The sequence below is a fragment of the Paenibacillus sp. FSL M7-0656 genome (genome assembly GCF_038003225.1).
Classification (GTDB): domain Bacteria; phylum Bacillota; class Bacilli; order Paenibacillales; family Paenibacillaceae; genus Paenibacillus; species Paenibacillus amylolyticus.
This window is the reverse complement of the sequence record NZ_JBBOOT010000001.1, coordinates 4,059,732-4,078,585: the sequence shown is the minus strand read 5'-3', so window position 1 is coordinate 4,078,585 and position 18,854 is coordinate 4,059,732. Positions and strand designations below refer to the sequence as shown.

Here is an 18,854-nt window from a genome sequence, read left to right as displayed (position 1 = left end):
CTCCTTTATCCGGGGAATATTGGAAATGGGGAAGTTATAAAGCGGTGTCTATGAAAACTGTGCTGCAAAGCACAGCATTTTTGCAAATGCTTGTTTAGTATTTGACATGGGATGTGGTATAATAAGCCCGTATGTGATTTCGGCTAAAAACCATAGACACAACCCAAACCCCTAGGAGGATTGAAACCATGCCATTAGTATCTATGACAGACATGTTGAACAAAGCACTTGAAGGAAAATATGCAGTTGGTCAATACAACATCAATAACCTTGAGTGGACTCAAGCGATTCTTGGTGCTGCTGAAGAAGAGAAATCCCCAGTAATCTTGGGTGTATCCGAAGGCGCAGCACGTCACATTGGTGGCTTCTACACTGTAGTTAAAATGGTAGAAGGACTCATTCACGACATGAAAATCACTGTTCCAGTTGCAATTCACCTGGACCACGGTTCAAGCTTCGACAAGTGTAAAGAAGCGATCGACGCTGGATTCACATCCGTAATGATCGACGGTTCCCACCACTCTATCGATGAGAACATCGAAATGACTAAAAAAGTTGTTGAATATGCACACGCTAAAGGCGTTTCTGTAGAAGCTGAAGTAGGTACTGTAGGCGGACAAGAAGACGACGTTATCGGCGGTATCATGTACGCTGACTTGAACGAGTGTATCCGTATCGTTAAAGAAACAGGTATCGATACATTGGCACCAGCTCTTGGTTCCGTACACGGTCCTTACCATGGCGAGCCTAACCTGGGCTTCAAAGAAATGGAAGAAGTTCGTGACGCGGTACAAGTTCCACTCGTATTGCACGGTGGTACAGGTATTCCTAAACACGACATCGACAAAGCCATTTCCCTGGGTACGTCCAAAATCAACGTAAACACAGAGAACCAAATTGCTTTTGCAAGAGTGGTTCGTGAAGTGCTTGCAGCTAAACCAGACGCTTACGATCCACGTACATTCATCGTACCAGGCCGTGAAGCAATTAAAGAAACCGTTAAAGGTAAAATCCGCGAGTTTGGTTCTAACAACAAAGCGTAATTTATCTTTACCAGTTCCATACTGTGAAATGGAAAAACACCGCCTAGCCGGTGTCTTTCCATTTTCACACCTTATTTCTACATCGGAAGCCAACAGCACGTATTGCCGTTCATCGGCTGCAAAACACGTAGGGGGACATTAAGCTTTATGGAAAAATTGATGATTAGTGGCGGACGTCCGTTACAGGGAACTGTAACTATAAGCGGCGCCAAGAACAGCGCCATTGCGCTTATTCCTGCAGCATTGCTTGCCGAGTCAGAAGTCGTGTTGGACAACCTGCCGCTTTTGAGTGACGTGGCGGTTTATGCAGAAATTTTGGAGGAACTCGGAGCACATGTGACTTGGGAAGGCAGTCAGATGAAGATTGACCCTTCTGACATCAAATCCATTCCTATGCCGAATGGTCCCGTGAAGAAGCTTCGTGCTTCGTATTATATGATGGGTGCATTGCTAGGGCGTTTCAAAGAAGCGACCATAGGTTTACCAGGGGGCTGTAATTTTGAGCCTCGTCCAATTGATCAACATATCAAAGGGTTTGAAGCGCTTGGCGCAACCGTAACAAACGAACATGGCTCCATTCATTTGCATGCCAAAGAGCTGCGCGGAGCAAAAATCTATCTTGATGTAAGCAGTGTCGGCGCAACCATTAATATCATGCTGGCGGCTACTCGTGCCAAAGGCTCTACAATTATCGAAAACGCGGCTAAAGAGCCTGAGATTATAGATGTAGCAACACTTCTGAATTCCATGGGTGCCAGCATCAAGGGTGCAGGTACCGAAACGATCCGTATTGAAGGGGTCTCGGAGCTTAAAGGCTGCCGTCATTCCATTATTCCGGACCGTATCCAAGCAGGTACGTATATGATCGCTGCAGCGGCGACGCGCGGAGATGTTCTGATTGACAATGTGATTCCCAAACATCTGGAAGCTTTAACGGCAAAGCTGCTAGAAATGGGTGTTGGCATTGAGGAATTGGATGAAAGTATACGTGTCATTGGTAAACCAAGCTATAACCATGTGGACGTGAAGGCACTTGTATATCCTGGTTTCCCAACGGATCTACAGTCACCAATGACCAGTGTTTTGACACAGGCAACTGGTGTGAGCGTCCTGAGCGACTTTGTATACAGTAATCGATTCAAGCATGTGCCTGAGTTAGTGCGGATGGGTGCAAAGATTCGAGTAGAAGGACGGTCAGCGATTATTGAAGGCAGTGCATTAAACGCGGCTAAAGTAAAAGCATCCGATCTTCGCGCTGGAGCAGCGCTGGTGATTGCAGGTCTCACCGTCAGTGAAGGTGTGACTGAAGTAACGGGGGTCGAATATATCGACCGCGGTTATGATCATCTGGTGACTAATCTGCGCCTGCTCGGTGCAGATGTATGGCGGGAAACTGATTAATAGGAAGCATTATGCATGATTCAGTCCTACACATGTTTATTTTAACTGAACTGCATATCTTTTTGATGATTAGGTAAACCTGTTTTAATAGAGTTCTCAGTCTCTCCGGCATAAGACGAAATGTTTCTGTTTCCTTTACCGGAGGGTCTTTTTTTGAAATAAACTTCATATGGCTTTAAGAACATCATTTCTCATCCCCAACCCCCGGTTTTGTTTGAACTGCGCTCCATAGCCGGTCTACCCGGATTGATCGCCTCAATGCAGCGTTCACTCAATAGCGGATATTGCCGAATGTTGGCCATCCCACCCGGAAACTTACACTCAAAGACAAGTATTTGCATTATAACGGTTACATTCCGTACAATGGACAGAAGGGATTGTGGCAGACGCCGCTCTCTATAGCCGGAACATCTAGCGAAACTATCCATTTCACACGGACTTATTAATTGAATAGGTGGTTATTATATGGATCTACAAATTTCCGATTTGGAAGAAATGAAACTAACGGACCTCTACAAACTGGCCAAAAAATATCAGATACCGTACTATGGTACGTTAAAAAAGAAAGAATTAATCTTTGCTATACTGCGTGCACAAGCTGAACAGAGTGGCCTGATGTTCATGCAAGGCGTACTCGAGATTCTACCTGAAGGTTACGGATTTCTTCGGCCGATCAACTACTTGCCAAGTACGGAAGACATCTACATCTCAGCTTCTCAGATTCGCAAGTTTGATCTAAGAACAGGTGACCTCGTATCAGGTAAGTGTAGAACGCCTAAGGAAAACGAGAGATACTTCGGTTTGTTGCAAGTCAACGCTGTAAATGGTGAGAATCCATCGGCGGCTGCAGAGCGACTTCACTTCCCGGCACTAACCCCACTGTATCCGCAGAAAAAACTGGTTCTCGAAACATCCCCCAACCATTTGTCCACACGAATTATGGATGTGCTCGCCCCGGTAGGATTGGGACAGCGCGGATTGATCGTAGCACCTCCCAAAGCGGGTAAAACGCTTCTCCTCAAAGAAATTGCCAACAGCATCTCAACTAACAATCCTGAAATTGAACTGTTTGTCCTGTTGATTGATGAACGTCCAGAGGAAGTAACGGATATGTCGCGTTCGGTAAAAGGGGAAGTTGTGGCTTCGACATTTGATGAACTGCCTGAGAATCATATCAAGGTGGCGGAATTGGTGCTTGAGCGTGCGCTTCGTCTGGTTGAGGCCAAAAAAGATGTTGTTATCCTGCTGGATAGCATTACGCGTCTCGCCCGTGCATATAACCTGGTTATTCCACCATCCGGTCGTACACTTAGTGGTGGTATTGATCCAGCTGCGTTCCATCGTCCGAAGCGTTTCTTCGGTTCTGCCCGGAATGTGGAGGAAGGCGGAAGCTTGACGATCCTGGCAACGGCATTAATTGATACGGGATCACGTATGGATGACGTCATTTATGAAGAGTTTAAGGGTACAGGTAACATGGAGCTCCATCTGGACCGTCGTCTGGCAGAGCGCCGCATATTCCCGGCGATCGACATTCGTCGTTCGGGTACACGTCGTGAAGAAGTGTTGCTGAGCAAGGAAGAGTTGGATACAATCTGGGCAATTCGTAAAAACATGAATGATTCCCATGACTTTGTTGAAGGATTCCTGAAAAAACTTCGTAACAGTAAGACAAATGCAGAGTTTTTGGCCGCATTTGATTCGGCTGGTAATAGCCCGACAAGCAATTCGGGTACAACAACAACCCGTCGCTCACCTAGACAGACAGCAACGTCAGGTACATCGACTTAAGTGTCGTTCGACCAATAACATACTTTTACAGCGTTGCTGTGAATTTTACAATACACTCGTCGTTAGGTTTAACCCATTAGATGTGAGGAGAACATCATGTATTTAGTATACGCAGATGAAAAAGGTAATGTATTTGATCATCCTTCCCTGTACGGGCTTGCCCGCAGTGGAGATATGATCGTTGAGATTATGGAGGATGAGTTGATTCCTCTGCCAGAAGGTGCAACGTTGGTTGGACTCCCGAGTACCCGGCCCATTGGTATGGACCCGGACACCGGTGAGATGCTGCCAATGCCATCAGACACACAGGCTGTAGGTGCGTTGCTTCCACAGGGATTCACTCGTTTGTGTCTCCCTGGTTATGTGAAGACGGATAAAGAGTATAAATTGCCGTTATTCGGCTATTCCGCAGTAGTTTGGAAAGATGGCGGTTTCTATGTCACCGCTTCGAAGTCGGATAGTCCTGAAAAATGGAATCCACTCAACTGTGATCGTGACGATGTGCGTTCCGGGGTCAAACGATTGACGGAGCAATACCCCGAGAACCGTCTTTACACCCATCTATCCAACTGTGCGCTTGGATATGAATGTCTAACTTCATCAAACACGTTCCTGAATCGTTGGGAAGGTGGAGTGCCGGTATCCTATTCTTGCAATGCGGGCTGTTTCGGGTGTATCTCCGAGCAACCGGATGATAGCGGCTTTGTTTCCCCGCAGACACGTATGAACTTCCGACCACGTGTGGATGAGATTGTGGAGGTTATGCTGGAACACCTGAAGACGCCGGAGTCCATCATTAGCTTTGGACAAGGTTGTGAAGGGGAGCCTTCCACGCAGGCCAAGCTGATTATTGAAGCGATTCGCGAAGTGCGTTCCGTAACGGACATGGGGTATATCAACATTAATACCAATGCCGGTCTGAATGATCACATTAGAGGTATTGTAGATGCTGGATTGGATCTGATGCGCGTAAGTACAATTAGTGCACTGGATGACCATTATAACGCTTACTATAAACCACGTGGTTATACCTTAGCCAATGTTGAGAAGTCGATGAAATACGCAGCGCAGCAGGGTGTATACACGTCCATTAACTATCTGATCTTCCCAGGCGTAACAGATCGTGAAGAAGAGATTGAGGCGATGATTGAGTTTGCAAGAAGAACCGATCTACGCTTGATTCAGATGCGTAATCTCAATATTGATCCAGAGAGCTATCTGGAATTAATTCCTCCTGCTCAAGGTGATATCTTGGGCATGAAGCAGATGATTGAGATCTTTGAAGACGAGTTGCCTGGTGTTGTGATTGGATCGTATACTCATGTTCCACCCGCTGGAATGGCACGTCCAAAACGGTTGATTACCTCTTAACAATAATGGATTGCAACAGGCGCAAGGTCGTGTTATAATCTCAGGGTTGTGCCATTTACTCTGGGTCCGCTTGAGGCTCAGGGCGGAAAGAGGTGAAAGGTAATGAAAGAAGCAATTCATCCTAATTACACGATTGGTCAAGTATCTTGCGCTTGCGGGAATACTTTTGAGACAGGTTCGGTTAAAGACGGACTTCGTGTAGAGATTTGCTCCGCGTGCCACCCGTTCTTCACAGGTAAACAGAAGTTTATCGATGCTGGCGGCCGTGTTGATCGTTTCAAAAAGAAATACGGAATCTAATTGGACAATTCTTGGAGTTGTCTGCTAATTGCATCCAACACACCCCTGCTGATCTGGCAGGGGTTTTTTATATGTTATATGTAAGCAAAGTCGCATTCACGTTCCTCTGGTTGCAATTTGGATAACCTTACGTTATACTATTTCTTACCGTGCTAGATGGGGAGGTAGCGGTGCCCTGTAACTCGCAATCCGCTATAGCGAGGTTGAATTCCTGCTAGAGGTTTTGCCGATGTGAGGTTTGGTCCCTAAACGTGGTGTTGACGGTTGGGTCCTCCGCAATGAGTACTCATGAACCTGGTCAGGTCCGGAAGGAAGCAGCCATAAGTGAGATCACTCTTGTGCCGGAGGGTTGCCTAGCCCGAGCTATTGTTCAGGGGTGCCACTTGGATCGCAAATATCGATAGCAGGTGCACGGCTTACCTTTTAAATGTAGAGACCTTTGCAGTTGTATGTATGCAGAGGTCTTTTTGATATGTCTTAATAAACCACGCATGAATGAGTCAGATAAAGTTTGGATTCACCCTAGAATATAGTATAATAGGGGAACGACAAAGGACTCGAATGCGAAGTGGAAGGAAGGTAACGCATCATGGAGCATATCGCGTTATACCGGGCTTGGCGTCCCCAGTCGTTTCAAGATATGGTGGGGCAACAGCATATTATTCAGACCTTGCAGAACGCGATTCGTGAACAGCGGACTTCCCATGCCTACTTATTTAGCGGGCCCAGAGGAACGGGAAAGACAAGTGCCGCCAAGATTTTGGCCAAAGCTGTGAACTGCGAACGTGGGCCTGCGCCTGAACCTTGTAACGAGTGTGAAGCTTGCCGCAGAATTACGACTGGCGCTGTGATGGATGTGCAGGAGATTGACGCTGCATCCAATCGGGGCGTTGAAGAAATCCGTGATCTTCGGGAAAAGGTTAAATATGCGCCAACCGAGGTCCGGCAGAAAGTCTATATTATTGATGAAGTGCACATGCTGACAACGGAGGCATTCAATGCTTTGCTCAAAACATTGGAAGAGCCACCACCACATGTGATGTTTATTTTGGCAACAACGGAACCGCACCGCCTTCCGGCTACCATTATATCGCGCTGTCAGCGATTTGATTTTCGCCGGGTATCCCTGGAAGAGCAGACAGCAAGACTTACACTGATCTGTGAACAGGAAGGCATGGAAGCTGACCAGGATGCGCTCCAGTACATTGCCCGTTTATCGGACGGTGGAATGAGGGATGCACTTAGTGTGCTGGATCAGATCTCTTCATTTACGGATGGACGAGTAACGTACCAGCAGGTCATGGACATGACGGGTGGAATTGCTTCAGAGCAATTTGCCAAATTGGCTGCTTCGCTGCTCAAGGGTGATGTTGGTCATATTTTGCAGATGATTGAAGGTTTCATGCATGAAGGAAAGAGTGCAGACAAGTGCATGGAGAATTTACTGTATTATTTCCGTGATTTGCTTATGATTAAGATGGTACCTGATGCAGATAAACTGACGGACCGGGTACTTAATCCGGAGTCTTTCCGTGATATGGCGGAGTCATTCACCAGGGAACAACTATTCCACATGATTGACACCCTTAATCGGTACCAGAGTGAAATGAAATATGCAGTACAACCACAGACATTATTTGAAGTTGCATTGCTTAAACTGTGTAGTATTCCAGCTCAAGGTGAGGCTTCTGTTCAGGTGGGATCTTCAGCTCATGCAGCACCTGCTGATGGGGGAGAGATCAACCGCTTGAAGCAGCAGCTTGCTGAGTTGGAGAAGAAGTTGGATCGTGCACTGAAAAGTGGTTTGTCTGGTGGAGAAGGTTCATCGAGTGCTCCATCTCGCCCGGCAACAAGAGCGCCGGTATCGAGAGGTAACTCGCCCGCGAAGCTTCCTGCACAGTTGGATCAGTATGTTGCGCGCAAGGGAGCCCCTGAATTCGCAGAGATCAGCAAAAAATGGAGTCAGATCCTGCAACGAGTGAAGGAAGAGAGGGTTACCGTTCACGCCTGGTTTGTGGATGGTGAGCCGGTATCATTGCTTGAAGACAATGTGTTGGTTGCTTTTAAAAACAACATTCACCGTGAAACAACGGAGAAGCAGGCTAACCGTGAAGTCATTGAGCGGGTGTTGTCCGAACAACTTGGGCGTCCGGCACGATTGGTGACGATGATGCTCAAAGATTGGACCGGGGCAATGGAGGGAGCTTCTGAAGCGCCAAAGGAGGACTTTAAGCTTGAACCTGAGCATGAAGACGGCGGTTCAGGCAACAAACAGCCTTGGATTGATGAAGCGATCCAGCTCTTTGGTGAGGATCTTGTAGTGATCAAAGAATAATGCGCATAGCGCGATAACCATAACAAAGGAGATGAACAATTATGAACAACATGAACCAAATGATGAAACAAGTGAAGAAAATGCAGGAGCAAATGCTGAAAGCACAAGAGGAACTGGCGGACAAAACAGTCCAAGGTACTTCTGGTGGCGGTGTAGTGACGGCTGAAGTTAACGGACACAAGAAATTGCTTGCTATCACGATCAAACCTGAAGCGGTAGATCCGGAAGATGTTGAAATGTTGCAGGATCTCGTTATGACAGCTGTTAATGATGCAATGGCCAAAGCCGATGAGATTGCCAACAAGGATATGGGCAAGTTCACAGGCGGCATGAATATTCCGGGATTATTTTAATTAAAAAATTGATCCTGTCAAAGGAGACACAATCGATTGTATTATCCCGAACCAATAGCCAAGCTGATTGATGCCTTCACCCGGTTGCCGGGTGTGGGTCCCAAGACGGCAGCGCGTTTAGCTTTTCATGTGCTTAACATGAAGGAAGATGACGTTATCGATTTCGCCAAGGCGCTCGTAAGTGTAAAGCGTAATCTTCATTACTGTTCTGTATGTTGTAATATCACTGATACGGACCCATGTCGCATCTGTCAGGATAAGTCCAGGGATGTCTCTGTAATCTGTGTAGTTCAGGATTCGAAAGATCTGGTGGCCATGGAGCGCACCAAGGAATTCGATGGGTACTATCATGTGTTACAGGGCGCGATTTCACCTATGGAGGGAATTGGCCCAGACGATATTCGTTTGAAGGAACTCTTGGTTCGATTAAGTGATGAACGTATAAAAGAGATTATCTTGGCAACGAACCCCAACATTGAGGGTGAGGCTACAGCGATGTATATCTCCCGCTTGGTGCGTCCGTTTGAGATCAGTGTGACTCGTATTGCGCATGGATTGCCTGTAGGTGGCGATCTAGAGTATGCGGATGAAGTGACCCTTTCCAAAGCGTTGGAAGGGCGCAGGGAGATGCGTTAGTGTGATCAATTTGTTTTGCGCAGCGGACTTCCTTGGAAACTTTGGATGCTAAATAAGTTTCGATATGCAAAGAGAGCCTTAGGGCTCTCTTTTTTTATGGAAAAAATGAATGTCCGAGTTCTAAGTTTGTCCTTTCCCTGATAAGTATGAGAATATGCTGTGCTGACCAGGAGGGGGAGAGATTATGTTTTTGTGGCGAAACACACGGAACTCGGTAGAGAAACACAACAGAATGTTGAAGGAACTTGAGGCGGATCAGATCTATGCAGATATTCAAATGGCTAAGCAGGAATGGGAACGGGCTATGAGACAGTTTGAAGATGCACAGGGACAGGATGAGATTGATTATGCCATTTATGTATTGGAGGCAGCTGAGCGGAAGTACCAGATCCACTTGAGAAGAGCAAAGCGAGCCAGAGCTAATGATGATGTTACATCACAGCGAGGGGTTAGTATGTAGAGTCACGTTTACATTAAACACGGAGGTGAAACATGTGAAGAGTATCATACTGGGAAGTGTATTGGTTATATCGTTACTGGGGCTTATCGTTATTTTATTCAGAAAGCGGATAGGGTTATCGTTTTTCACGTCATTTGGAATTCATCTGGTGCTGGCTGCAGTAGGGATATATATCGTGAATTATTCCGGCTGGATTACAGGGACCTACATCCCGCTGAACCCTGCAACGATAGGGACTGTAACTGTTTTGGGATTGCCAGGTGTGGGGCTATTATTAGGGTTGAAAATTTCTTTGTTCGGATAGTTGACTCGCAGGATATTTATATGGTACATTATATCTCGTTGCTTTGCTTGCTTGGTTAGATGCTTTAGATGAAATGAAGGAGTTCATTGCGAACTTCGAAAAATAATTTCAAAAAAACACTTGACCAAAACAAACGAAGTATGATATATTATAAAAGTCGCCGCTGAGAGAAAATGGTGACGAAAAAACGAGTTTGATCTTTGAAAACTGAACAACGAGTGAGTAAACATTCTGCTTGCAGAATGAACGCGAAAGTTTGAGACAAGCCTTGGCTTGAATCGACTGGAGCACAAATGAGATTTTTAATCTCGTCAGATTCAAAATGAGCTTATCGCTCTTTTCAATACTTTATTGGAGAGTTTGATCCTGGCTCAGGACGAACGCTGGCGGCATGCCTAATACATGCAAGTCGAGCGGAGTTGATAGGAAGCTTGCTTCCTTGATACTTAGCGGCGGACGGGTGAGTAACACGTAGGCAACCTGCCCTCAAGTTTGGGACAACTACCGGAAACGGTAGCTAATACCGAATAATTGTTTTCTTCGCCTGAAGAGAACTGGAAAGACGGAGCAATCTGTCACTTGGGGATGGGCCTGCGGCGCATTAGCTAGTTGGTGAGGTAACGGCTCACCAAGGCGACGATGCGTAGCCGACCTGAGAGGGTGATCGGCCACACTGGGACTGAGACACGGCCCAGACTCCTACGGGAGGCAGCAGTAGGGAATCTTCCGCAATGGGCGAAAGCCTGACGGAGCAATGCCGCGTGAGTGATGAAGGTTTTCGGATCGTAAAGCTCTGTTGCCAGGGAAGAACGCTTGGGAGAGTAACTGCTCTCAAGGTGACGGTACCTGAGAAGAAAGCCCCGGCTAACTACGTGCCAGCAGCCGCGGTAATACGTAGGGGGCAAGCGTTGTCCGGAATTATTGGGCGTAAAGCGCGCGCAGGCGGTCATTTAAGTCTGGTGTTTAATCCCGGGGCTCAACCCCGGATCGCACTGGAAACTGGGTGACTTGAGTGCAGAAGAGGAGAGTGGAATTCCACGTGTAGCGGTGAAATGCGTAGATATGTGGAGGAACACCAGTGGCGAAGGCGACTCTCTGGGCTGTAACTGACGCTGAGGCGCGAAAGCGTGGGGAGCAAACAGGATTAGATACCCTGGTAGTCCACGCCGTAAACGATGAGTGCTAGGTGTTAGGGGTTTCGATACCCTTGGTGCCGAAGTTAACACATTAAGCACTCCGCCTGGGGAGTACGGTCGCAAGACTGAAACTCAAAGGAATTGACGGGGACCCGCACAAGCAGTGGAGTATGTGGTTTAATTCGAAGCAACGCGAAGAACCTTACCAGGTCTTGACATCTGAATGACCGGTGCAGAGATGTACCTTTTCTTCGGAACATTCAAGACAGGTGGTGCATGGTTGTCGTCAGCTCGTGTCGTGAGATGTTGGGTTAAGTCCCGCAACGAGCGCAACCCTTATATTTAGTTGCCAGCATTTCGGATGGGCACTCTAGATAGACTGCCGGTGACAAACCGGAGGAAGGTGGGGATGACGTCAAATCATCATGCCCCTTATGACCTGGGCTACACACGTACTACAATGGCCGGTACAACGGGCTGCGAAATCGCGAGATGGAGCCAATCCCAACAAAGCCGGTCTCAGTTCGGATTGCAGGCTGCAACTCGCCTGCATGAAGTCGGAATTGCTAGTAATCGCGGATCAGCATGCCGCGGTGAATACGTTCCCGGGTCTTGTACACACCGCCCGTCACACCACGAGAGTTTATAACACCCGAAGTCGGTGGGGTAACCGCAAGGAGCCAGCCGCCGAAGGTGGGATAGATGATTGGGGTGAAGTCGTAACAAGGTAGCCGTATCGGAAGGTGCGGCTGGATCACCTCCTTTCTATGGAGAATCGTTTCCTGCAACGGAAACATTCAAATACAAAATCTAGCCAGGTCGGCTAGTTACTCACTCGTTGCTCAGTTTTGAGAGTTTAAACTCTCAAACGTTTGGTGGCGATAGCGAAGGGGTTCCACACGTTCCCATCCCGAACACGACCGTTAAGCCCTTCAGCGTCGATGGTACTTGGACCGCAGGGTCCTGGGAGAGTAGAACGCCGCCAAGCGTAACCCATTTTGGGTTCAAATAGTATATGTAATGTGGGCCCTTAGCTCAGTTGGTTAGAGCGCACCTCTGATAAGGGTGAGGCCGGTGGTTCGAGTCCACCAGGGCCCACCATCTATATCTTTAAACTTTATATGGGGCCATAGCTCAGCTGGGAGAGCGCCTGCCTTGCAAGCAGGAGGTCAGCGGTTCGATCCCGCTTGGCTCCACCAAAAATGTTTTACAAGTTTGTTCTTTGAAAACTAGATATCGAAACGAAACAAACGCGAATTAGAACATTCCTTTAAGCTGAACTTGTGTAAACAAGTCAAGTGTATAAAGGTAGTTAAATTGCTTTTGTGATGGTATCGGGTGAGAGCGACTTTTGGCTTTGCGCAAGCAAAACAAGGGAAGCGAGCGACCGAAACCGGAACAAAATGGTTAAGCTACTAAGAGCACACGGAGGATGCCTAGGCGCTAGGAGCCGATGAAGGACGTGGCGAACAACGAAACTGCCTCGGGGAGCTGTAAGCAAGCTTTGATCCGGGGGTGTCCGAATGGGGAAACCCAGCTGGGGTAATTTCCAGTTACTCACAACTGAATACATAGGTTGTGTAGAGGCATACCAGGGGAACTGAAACATCTAAGTACCCTGAGGAAGAGAAAACAATAGTGATTCCGTCAGTAGCGGCGAGCGAACGCGGAGAAGCCCAAACCAAAGAGCTTGCTCTTTGGGGTTGTGGGACGTCTCACATGGAGTTACAAAGGAACCGGTTAAGCGAAGAGGTCTGGAAAGGCCCGCCAAAGAAGGTAAAAGCCCTGTAGTTGAAAGTTGGTTCCCTCCGAGACGGATCCCGAGTAGTGCGGGGCACGTGAAACCCCGTATGAATCCGGCAGGACCATCTGCCAAGGCTAAATACTTCCTAGCGACCGATAGTGAAGCAGTACCGTGAGGGAAAGGTGAAAAGCACCCCGGAAGGGGAGTGAAATAGAACCTGAAACCGTGTGCTTACAAAAAGTCAGAGCCCGTTTTAGGGGTGATGGCGTGCCTTTTGTAGAATGAACCGGCGAGTTACGTTCCCGTGCAAGGTTAAGGTGAAGAGCCGGAGCCGTAGCGAAAGCGAGTCTGAATAGGGCGACATAGTACGTGGACGTAGACCCGAAACCGGGTGATCTACCCCTGTCCAGGGTGAAGGTGCGGTAACACGCACTGGAGGCCCGAACCCACGCATGTTGAAAAATGCGGGGATGAGGTGGGGGTAGCGGAGAAATTCCAATCGAACTCGGAGATAGCTGGTTCTCCCCGAAATAGCTTTAGGGCTAGCCTCGGAAAACAGAGTCGTGGAGGTAGAGCACTGATTGGGTGCGGGGCCCGCAAGGGTTACCAAGCTCAGTCAAACTCCGAATGCCATAGACTTACTTCCGGGAGTCAGACAGTGAGTGCTAAGATCCATTGTCAAAAGGGAAACAGCCCAGACCATCAGCTAAGGTCCCCAAGTGTGTGTTAAGTGGGAAAGGATGTGGAGTTGCACAGACAACCAGGATGTTGGCTTAGAAGCAGCCATCATTGAAAGAGTGCGTAATAGCTCACTGGTCGAGTGACTCTGCGCCGAAAATGTAACGGGGCTAAACACACCACCGAAGCTATGGCTTGATGCTTTGCATCAGGGGTAGGGGAGCGTTGTATAAGGGTTGAAGGTGTACCGTAAGGAGCGCTGGACATTATACAAGTGAGAATGCCGGTATGAGTAACGAAAAGATCAGTGAGAATCTGATCCGCCGAAAGCCTAAGGGTTCCTGAGGAAGGCTCGTCCGCTCAGGGTAAGTCGGGACCTAAGGCGAGGCCGAAAGGCGTAGTCGAAGGACAACAGGTCGAAATTCCTGTACCACCGTAAGCCGTTATGAGCAATGGGGGGACGCAGTAGGGTAGTGACGCGGACTGATGGATGTCCGTCTAAGCAGTAAGGCTGATGTGTAGGCAAATCCGCACATTGTAAGGCTGAGCTGTGATGGGGAGCGAAAATTATAGTAGCGAAGGTCATGATCTCACACTGCCAAGAAAAGCCTCTAGCCAGGTGATGGTGCCCGTACCGCAAACCGACACAGGTAGGCGAGAAGAGTATTCTAAGGCGCGCGGAAGAACTCTCGTTAAGGAACTCGGCAAAATGACCCCGTAACTTCGGGAGAAGGGGTGCCCCGGTAGTGTGAATAGCACGAGGGGGCCGCAGTGAAAAGGCCCAAGCGACTGTTTAGCAAAAACACAGGTCTGTGCGAAGCCGTAAGGCGAAGTATACGGGCTGACGCCTGCCCGGTGCTGGAAGGTTAAGGGGAGTGGTTAGGAGCAATCCGAAGCTGTGAACCGAAGCCCCAGTAAACGGCGGCCGTAACTATAACGGTCCTAAGGTAGCGAAATTCCTTGTCAGGTAAATTCTGACCCGCACGAATGGCGTAACGACTTGGGCGCTGTCTCAACGAGAGATCCGGTGAAATTTTAATACCTGTGAAGATGCAGGTTACCCGCGACAAGACGGAAAGACCCCATGGAGCTTTACTGCAGCTTGATATTGAATTTGGGTACGATCTGTACAGGATAGGTGGGAGCCTTTGAAGTGTGAGCGCCAGCTTGCATGGAGGCAACGTTGGGATACCACCCTGATCGTATCTAGGTTCTAACCTGGTACCGTAATCCGGTGCGGGGACAGTGTCAGGTGGGCAGTTTGACTGGGGCGGTCGCCTCCTAAAGAGTAACGGAGGCGCCCAAAGGTTCCCTCAGAATGGTTGGAAATCATTCGAAGAGTGCAAAGGCATAAGGGAGCTTGACTGCGAGACCTACAAGTCGAGCAGGGACGAAAGTCGGGCTTAGTGATCCGGTGGTACCGCATGGAAGGGCCATCGCTCAACGGATAAAAGCTACCCTGGGGATAACAGGCTTATCTCCCCCAAGAGTCCACATCGACGGGGAGGTTTGGCACCTCGATGTCGGCTCATCGCATCCTGGGGCTGAAGTAGGTCCCAAGGGTTGGGCTGTTCGCCCATTAAAGCGGTACGCGAGCTGGGTTCAGAACGTCGTGAGACAGTTCGGTCCCTATCTGTCGTGGGCGTAGGAAATTTGAGAGGAGCTGTCCTTAGTACGAGAGGACCGGGATGGACGTACCGCTGGTGTACCAGTTGTTCCGCCAGGAGCACCGCTGGGTAGCTATGTACGGACGGGATAAACGCTGAAAGCATCTAAGCGTGAAGCCCCCCTCAAGATGAGATTTCCCAGTATGTAAGACCCCTTGAAGACGACGAGGTAGATAGGCTGGGGGTGGAAGTGCAGCAATGCATGGAGCTGACCAGTACTAATCGGTCGAGGGCTTATCCAATAGCAAGTTCTAAATCGCGTGTTTCGTTTCGAATCTAGTTTTCAGGGAGCAATCCTTGAATGATGTTGATGATTGTTATTTGGAGAGATACCCAAGTGGCTATAAGGGGACCCTCTGCTAAGGGGTTAGACTGCGTAAGCGGTGCGAGGGTTCGAATCCCTCTCTCTCCGCCATCTTTACCTAAAGATGGACAAGCAATCAAGACACAATTAATATGGCGGTGTAGCTCAGCTGGCTAGAGCGTACGGTTCATACCCGTAAGGTCGGGGGTTCGATCCCCTCCGCCGCTACCATATTACCCAGGAGGCTTAGCTCAGCTGGGAGAGCATCTGCCTTACAAGCAGAGGGTCGGGGGTTCGATCCCCTCAGCCTCCACCATATACGCCGGTGTAGCTCAACTGGTAGAGCAACTGACTTGTAATCAGTAGGTTGGGGGTTCAAGTCCTCTCGCCGGCACCATTAATGCCTGGAACCGTGGTGTAGTTGGCCTAACATGCCTGCCTGTCACGCAGGAGATCGCGGGTTCGAATCCCGTCGGTTCCGCCATTAATCCTAAAAATTAAATATGGCTCGGTAGCTCAGTCGGTAGAGCAGAGGACTGAAAATCCTCGTGTCGGCGGTTCGATTCCGTCCCGAGCCACCTTTAATCCTTGGAGGATTAGCGAAGTGGCCAAACGCATCAGACTGTAAATCTGCTCCCGTACGGGTTCGGTGGTTCGAATCCATCATCCTCCACCAGTTTTATGAGTCATTAGCTCAGTTGGTAGAGCACCTGACTTTTAATCAGGGTGTCGAAGGTTCGAGCCCTTCATGACTCATCTTTAAGAAAAGAGTGATTAATCATTAATTTGATTAGTTGCTCTTTTTTTGTTATGTAATTTTAGCTCAATATGGATATTTATTAATGCTGGGCAAGATATGATAAACTAATAGAAAACATGCAGAGTGGTGACGTTCATTATATGAAGCTCATACCTGATTTAAAACAGCAAATTGAAGTCATTATAGGCACAAATTTGGACGAATATGAAATTACAATAGAAGAATGGATGCAATCTGTTGCCAATCTAGTTGGTAATCATGAAAATTTAGAGACCTTTGGTGATGAAGGTGAGCATCAGGAGTTATCTGATCAATCTGCATCTCCAATTTCATCCGATGTAATCAGTTTGAATACGGGAAAGCGTATATTTTTTAAGGTTCGGATGAATGAGCAAGAAGAGACTGTCGTGTGTTGGGGATGCCCTGCAAAATCAATTACCGTAGAAACACGACAATTGATTGAGCTTTTGATCCGCACTAACACGGCTCTACCCGATGAGGTACAGCCTGTTGTATATGAGAATGATAGGGAGCAGTATTTGACTGAATTGGGTCTCTGGCTTAAAGAGCAGATCGAAGAACCAACCAAGCAGGAATCTGAAGCGGTTCCTGATCGCTTTGTGGTGCCCGCAGGATTAAATGCTGAGAAGATTCTGTTCTTGCTGCAAGGCGATACACCGGATGCACATCGTTTACGGTCCAAGGAACTCAACAAGTTGCTTGAGAGTTACTTTGGCGAGGAGATAGTCTTGATTCCTTTGGGGGAGCAAGAGTGGATTTTCATGGGTGATAAGGAAATTGTTACAGAAGAAGCCGAGGAAGATACAACGGAAGCCAAAAAGGATTCGCTGAACGCCTTTTGTCTGGGGTTACATGAATTGGTTGCCAGTGAGTGGGCTGGGGTGTTCCATCTGTCTGCATCTCTGCCATGCATTCCTGCGCAACAACTTGTATCGGTCACAACTCTTCTTAGAGAGAGTGTTCACTTAGGGAGAGCATTCCATGTTACGCAGCATATTCATCTCCCATGGGATCTTCACCTGGAGAGGTTGGTAGCGAGCATTCCAGATGATCAACGTATACGTTTTATAAAGGAAACTGGCAAAGACACGGTAATCTTCAATGACAGTGAGACACTTGCTACGCTGGAGACCTTTTTTAGCCTGGACTGTAATGTCAGCGAGACAGCGAAACGACTTTTCATTCATCGTAATACGTTGGTATACCGTCTGGACAAGATCAAACAGGAGATTGGCTATGATGTGAGGCACTTCGAAAGTGCCGTTCTAGTGCAGTTTTTACTACTAATGTACAAAGTGACGAAAAAGCATTGATATTTTTGTGCAGTTTGCGAATAGTCAAACCTCACGTAGATAGGGTATTATAAAAATACAAATTGTATTCGATTACAAAATGATCTCTGAGGAGGCAACAATCATGGCTGGAGTACGTTTAGAGCATATTTTCAAAAAATACCCGGGTTCTGATAAAGCAACTGTAGTTGACATTAACCTGGACATTAAAGATAAAGAATTTCTGGTACTGGTAGGTCCGTCCGGTTGTGGTAAGTCAACAACACTTCGTATGATCGCAGGCCTTGAGGAAATTTCTGAAGGTAAACTCTATATCGGTGACCGTGTCGTTAATGATGTTGCACCTAAAGACCGCGATATCGCGATGGTATTCCAATCCTATGCCTTGTATCCACATATGAGCGTATATCAAAACATGGCGTTTGGTTTGAAATTGCGTAAGGTTAAAAAAGATGAGATCGACAAACGTGTACGTGAAGCAGCTAAAATCCTGGATATCGAACATTTGCTTGAGCGTAAACCTAAGGCATTGTCCGGTGGTCAACGTCAACGTGTCGCTTTGGGACGTGCGATTGTCCGTGATCCACAAGTGTTCTTGATGGATGAGCCTCTCTCCAACTTGGATGCCAAACTGCGTGGTCAAATGCGTGCTGAGATCACTAAACTTGCGAAACGTTTGGAAACAACTGTTATCTACGTAACGCATGACCAGATCGAAGCTATGACGATGGGTGATCGGATCGTTGTTATGAAGGATGGTATCATCCAACAAGCAGCTTCTCCGGAAGAGTTGTATAACCTGCCGGCTAACCTGTTCGTAGCTGGTTTCATCGGTTCCCCGACAATGAACTTTATCTCGGGTAAACTCGCTGAGCAAGGTACTAGCATGCATTTCATAGCTCCTGGTGTGGATGTTGAAATCCCGCAAGGTAAAGCACAAGTGTTGAAATCTAGAGGATACATTGGTAAAGAAGTGATTCTGGGTGTTCGTCCAGAAGACATTCACGAAGAGCCAGTATTCCTGGAAGCATCCCCGAACTCTGTATTCTCTACACACGTCGATGTTACAGAGAACCTGGGTCACGAAATGCTCCTCTACTTGAGCGGTGTTGGTAATGATACAACGATCGCACGTGTAGACGGACGTTCTAACACTCGTGATGGTTCCACAGTTAAAATGGCCATCGACATGAACAAAGTTCATATCTTTGACAAAGAGACTGAAGTGAACGTACTTCTTCAAGACAAATAATACTGG

12 protein-coding genes, 10 tRNA genes, 3 rRNA genes and 1 other RNA gene are annotated in these 18,854 nt (G+C 47.8%); all 26 read left to right on the top strand.

Annotated features, from left to right (window positions below; translation table 11 throughout):
• Nucleotides 1–188 precede the first annotated feature (188 nt).
• The 26 genes from fba to MHI01_RS17960 all read left to right on the top strand — a co-directional run bounded on the left by fba (nt 189) and on the right by MHI01_RS17960 (nt 18,848).
• Nucleotides 189–1,043, top strand: coding sequence for a class II fructose-1,6-bisphosphate aldolase (gene fba / locus MHI01_RS18085; RefSeq protein ID WP_036607263.1), 855 nt, complete (start codon nt 189–191; stop codon nt 1,041–1,043).
• 147 nt (nt 1,044–1,190) lie between these two features.
• Nucleotides 1,191–2,444, top strand: a complete 1,254-nt coding sequence (locus tag MHI01_RS18080) for a UDP-N-acetylglucosamine 1-carboxyvinyltransferase (protein ID WP_036607261.1) — start codon at nt 1,191–1,193, stop codon at nt 2,442–2,444.
• A 465-nt stretch (nt 2,445–2,909) separates the two neighbouring features.
• Nucleotides 2,910–4,235: a transcription termination factor Rho gene (gene rho, locus MHI01_RS18075; protein WP_036607258.1), complete on the top strand. Its 1,326-nt coding sequence runs from the start codon at nt 2,910–2,912 to the stop codon at nt 4,233–4,235.
• Nucleotides 4,236–4,331: 96 nt separating this feature from the next.
• Nucleotides 4,332–5,606, top strand: a complete 1,275-nt coding sequence (locus MHI01_RS18070; RefSeq protein WP_036607256.1) for a radical SAM protein — start codon at nt 4,332–4,334, stop codon at nt 5,604–5,606.
• Nucleotides 5,607–5,708: 102 nt separating this feature from the next.
• Entirely contained in the window at nt 5,709–5,906 is a 198-nt protein-coding gene (rpmE, locus tag MHI01_RS18065; RefSeq protein ID WP_036607255.1) for a 50S ribosomal protein L31, read from the top strand.
• Nucleotides 5,907–6,053: 147 nt separating this feature from the next.
• An RNA gene (gene ffs, locus MHI01_RS18060) (signal recognition particle sRNA large type) lies at nt 6,054–6,321 on the top strand.
• Between the two features lie 174 nt (nt 6,322–6,495).
• A complete protein-coding gene (gene dnaX, locus MHI01_RS18055) occupies nt 6,496–8,241 on the top strand; it encodes a DNA polymerase III subunit gamma/tau (RefSeq protein WP_127551353.1) in 1,746 nt (581 codons plus the stop codon).
• Nucleotides 8,242–8,282: 41 nt separating this feature from the next.
• Nucleotides 8,283–8,594 (top strand): YbaB/EbfC family nucleoid-associated protein, encoded by a 312-nt coding sequence (locus MHI01_RS18050; protein WP_036607248.1) that lies wholly within the window; start codon nt 8,283–8,285, stop codon nt 8,592–8,594.
• Nucleotides 8,595–8,630: 36 nt separating this feature from the next.
• A complete protein-coding gene (recR, locus tag MHI01_RS18045; protein WP_036607246.1) occupies nt 8,631–9,230 on the top strand; it encodes a recombination mediator RecR in 600 nt (199 codons plus the stop codon).
• Between the two features lie 232 nt (nt 9,231–9,462).
• Nucleotides 9,463–9,690: a DUF2508 family protein gene (locus MHI01_RS18040; protein ID WP_051447031.1), complete on the top strand. Its 228-nt coding sequence runs from the start codon at nt 9,463–9,465 to the stop codon at nt 9,688–9,690.
• Nucleotides 9,691–9,724: 34 nt separating this feature from the next.
• A complete protein-coding gene (locus MHI01_RS18035; RefSeq protein WP_036607241.1) occupies nt 9,725–9,994 on the top strand; it encodes a pro-sigmaK processing inhibitor BofA family protein in 270 nt (89 codons plus the stop codon).
• Between the two features lie 348 nt (nt 9,995–10,342).
• A 16S ribosomal RNA gene (locus MHI01_RS18030) occupies nt 10,343–11,895 on the top strand.
• A gap of 106 nt (nt 11,896–12,001) precedes the next feature.
• A 5S ribosomal RNA gene (gene rrf / locus MHI01_RS18025) occupies nt 12,002–12,118 on the top strand.
• A gap of 36 nt (nt 12,119–12,154) precedes the next feature.
• Nucleotides 12,155–12,231 (top strand) — tRNA-Ile (locus tag MHI01_RS18020).
• A 22-nt stretch (nt 12,232–12,253) separates the two neighbouring features.
• Nucleotides 12,254–12,329 (top strand) — tRNA-Ala (locus tag MHI01_RS18015).
• 206 nt (nt 12,330–12,535) lie between these two features.
• Nucleotides 12,536–15,461, top strand: a 23S ribosomal RNA gene (locus tag MHI01_RS18010).
• Together the 16S, 23S and 5S rRNA genes with 10 tRNA genes alongside form the textbook arrangement of a ribosomal RNA operon.
• 81 nt (nt 15,462–15,542) lie before the next feature.
• Nucleotides 15,543–15,634, top strand: a tRNA-Ser gene (locus MHI01_RS18005).
• Between the two features lie 43 nt (nt 15,635–15,677).
• Nucleotides 15,678–15,754: transfer RNA gene (locus MHI01_RS18000), tRNA-Met, on the top strand.
• Nucleotides 15,755–15,763: 9 nt separating this feature from the next.
• Nucleotides 15,764–15,839, top strand: a tRNA-Val gene (locus tag MHI01_RS17995).
• A 5-nt stretch (nt 15,840–15,844) separates the two neighbouring features.
• Nucleotides 15,845–15,920, top strand: a tRNA-Thr gene (locus tag MHI01_RS17990).
• Nucleotides 15,921–15,929: 9 nt separating this feature from the next.
• Nucleotides 15,930–16,007 (top strand) — tRNA-Asp (locus MHI01_RS17985).
• 21 nt (nt 16,008–16,028) lie between these two features.
• Nucleotides 16,029–16,101 (top strand) — tRNA-Phe (locus MHI01_RS17980).
• A 12-nt stretch (nt 16,102–16,113) separates the two neighbouring features.
• Nucleotides 16,114–16,199, top strand: a tRNA-Tyr gene (locus MHI01_RS17975).
• Between the two features lie 7 nt (nt 16,200–16,206).
• Nucleotides 16,207–16,279: transfer RNA gene (locus tag MHI01_RS17970), tRNA-Lys, on the top strand.
• Between the two features lie 144 nt (nt 16,280–16,423).
• Nucleotides 16,424–17,617 carry a PucR family transcriptional regulator gene (locus tag MHI01_RS17965; protein ID WP_340983781.1) on the top strand — a complete coding sequence of 398 codons (1,194 nt, stop codon included), beginning with the start codon at nt 16,424–16,426 and terminating at the stop codon, nt 17,615–17,617.
• Between the two features lie 103 nt (nt 17,618–17,720).
• On the top strand, nt 17,721–18,848 hold the full coding sequence (locus MHI01_RS17960) for an ABC transporter ATP-binding protein (RefSeq protein ID WP_017691279.1): 1,128 nt from the start codon (nt 17,721–17,723) through the stop codon (nt 18,846–18,848).
• Nucleotides 18,849–18,854: the final 6 nt, after the last annotated feature.

Coding starts and splice junctions, on each gene's coding strand:
- fba (WP_036607263.1), top strand. CDS start 189: ATGCCATTAGTATCTATGACAGACATGTTGAACAAAGCACTTGAAGGA.
- MHI01_RS18080 (WP_036607261.1), top strand. CDS start 1,191: ATGGAAAAATTGATGATTAGTGGCGGACGTCCGTTACAGGGAACTGTA.
- rho (WP_036607258.1), top strand. CDS start 2,910: ATGGATCTACAAATTTCCGATTTGGAAGAAATGAAACTAACGGACCTC.
- MHI01_RS18070 (WP_036607256.1), top strand. CDS start 4,332: ATGTATTTAGTATACGCAGATGAAAAAGGTAATGTATTTGATCATCCT.
- rpmE (WP_036607255.1), top strand. CDS start 5,709: ATGAAAGAAGCAATTCATCCTAATTACACGATTGGTCAAGTATCTTGC.
- dnaX (WP_127551353.1), top strand. CDS start 6,496: ATGGAGCATATCGCGTTATACCGGGCTTGGCGTCCCCAGTCGTTTCAA.
- MHI01_RS18050 (WP_036607248.1), top strand. CDS start 8,283: ATGAACAACATGAACCAAATGATGAAACAAGTGAAGAAAATGCAGGAG.
- MHI01_RS18040 (WP_051447031.1), top strand. CDS start 9,463: ATGTTGAAGGAACTTGAGGCGGATCAGATCTATGCAGATATTCAAATG.
- MHI01_RS17965 (WP_340983781.1), top strand. CDS start 16,424: ATGAAGCTCATACCTGATTTAAAACAGCAAATTGAAGTCATTATAGGC.
- MHI01_RS17960 (WP_017691279.1), top strand. CDS start 17,721: ATGGCTGGAGTACGTTTAGAGCATATTTTCAAAAAATACCCGGGTTCT.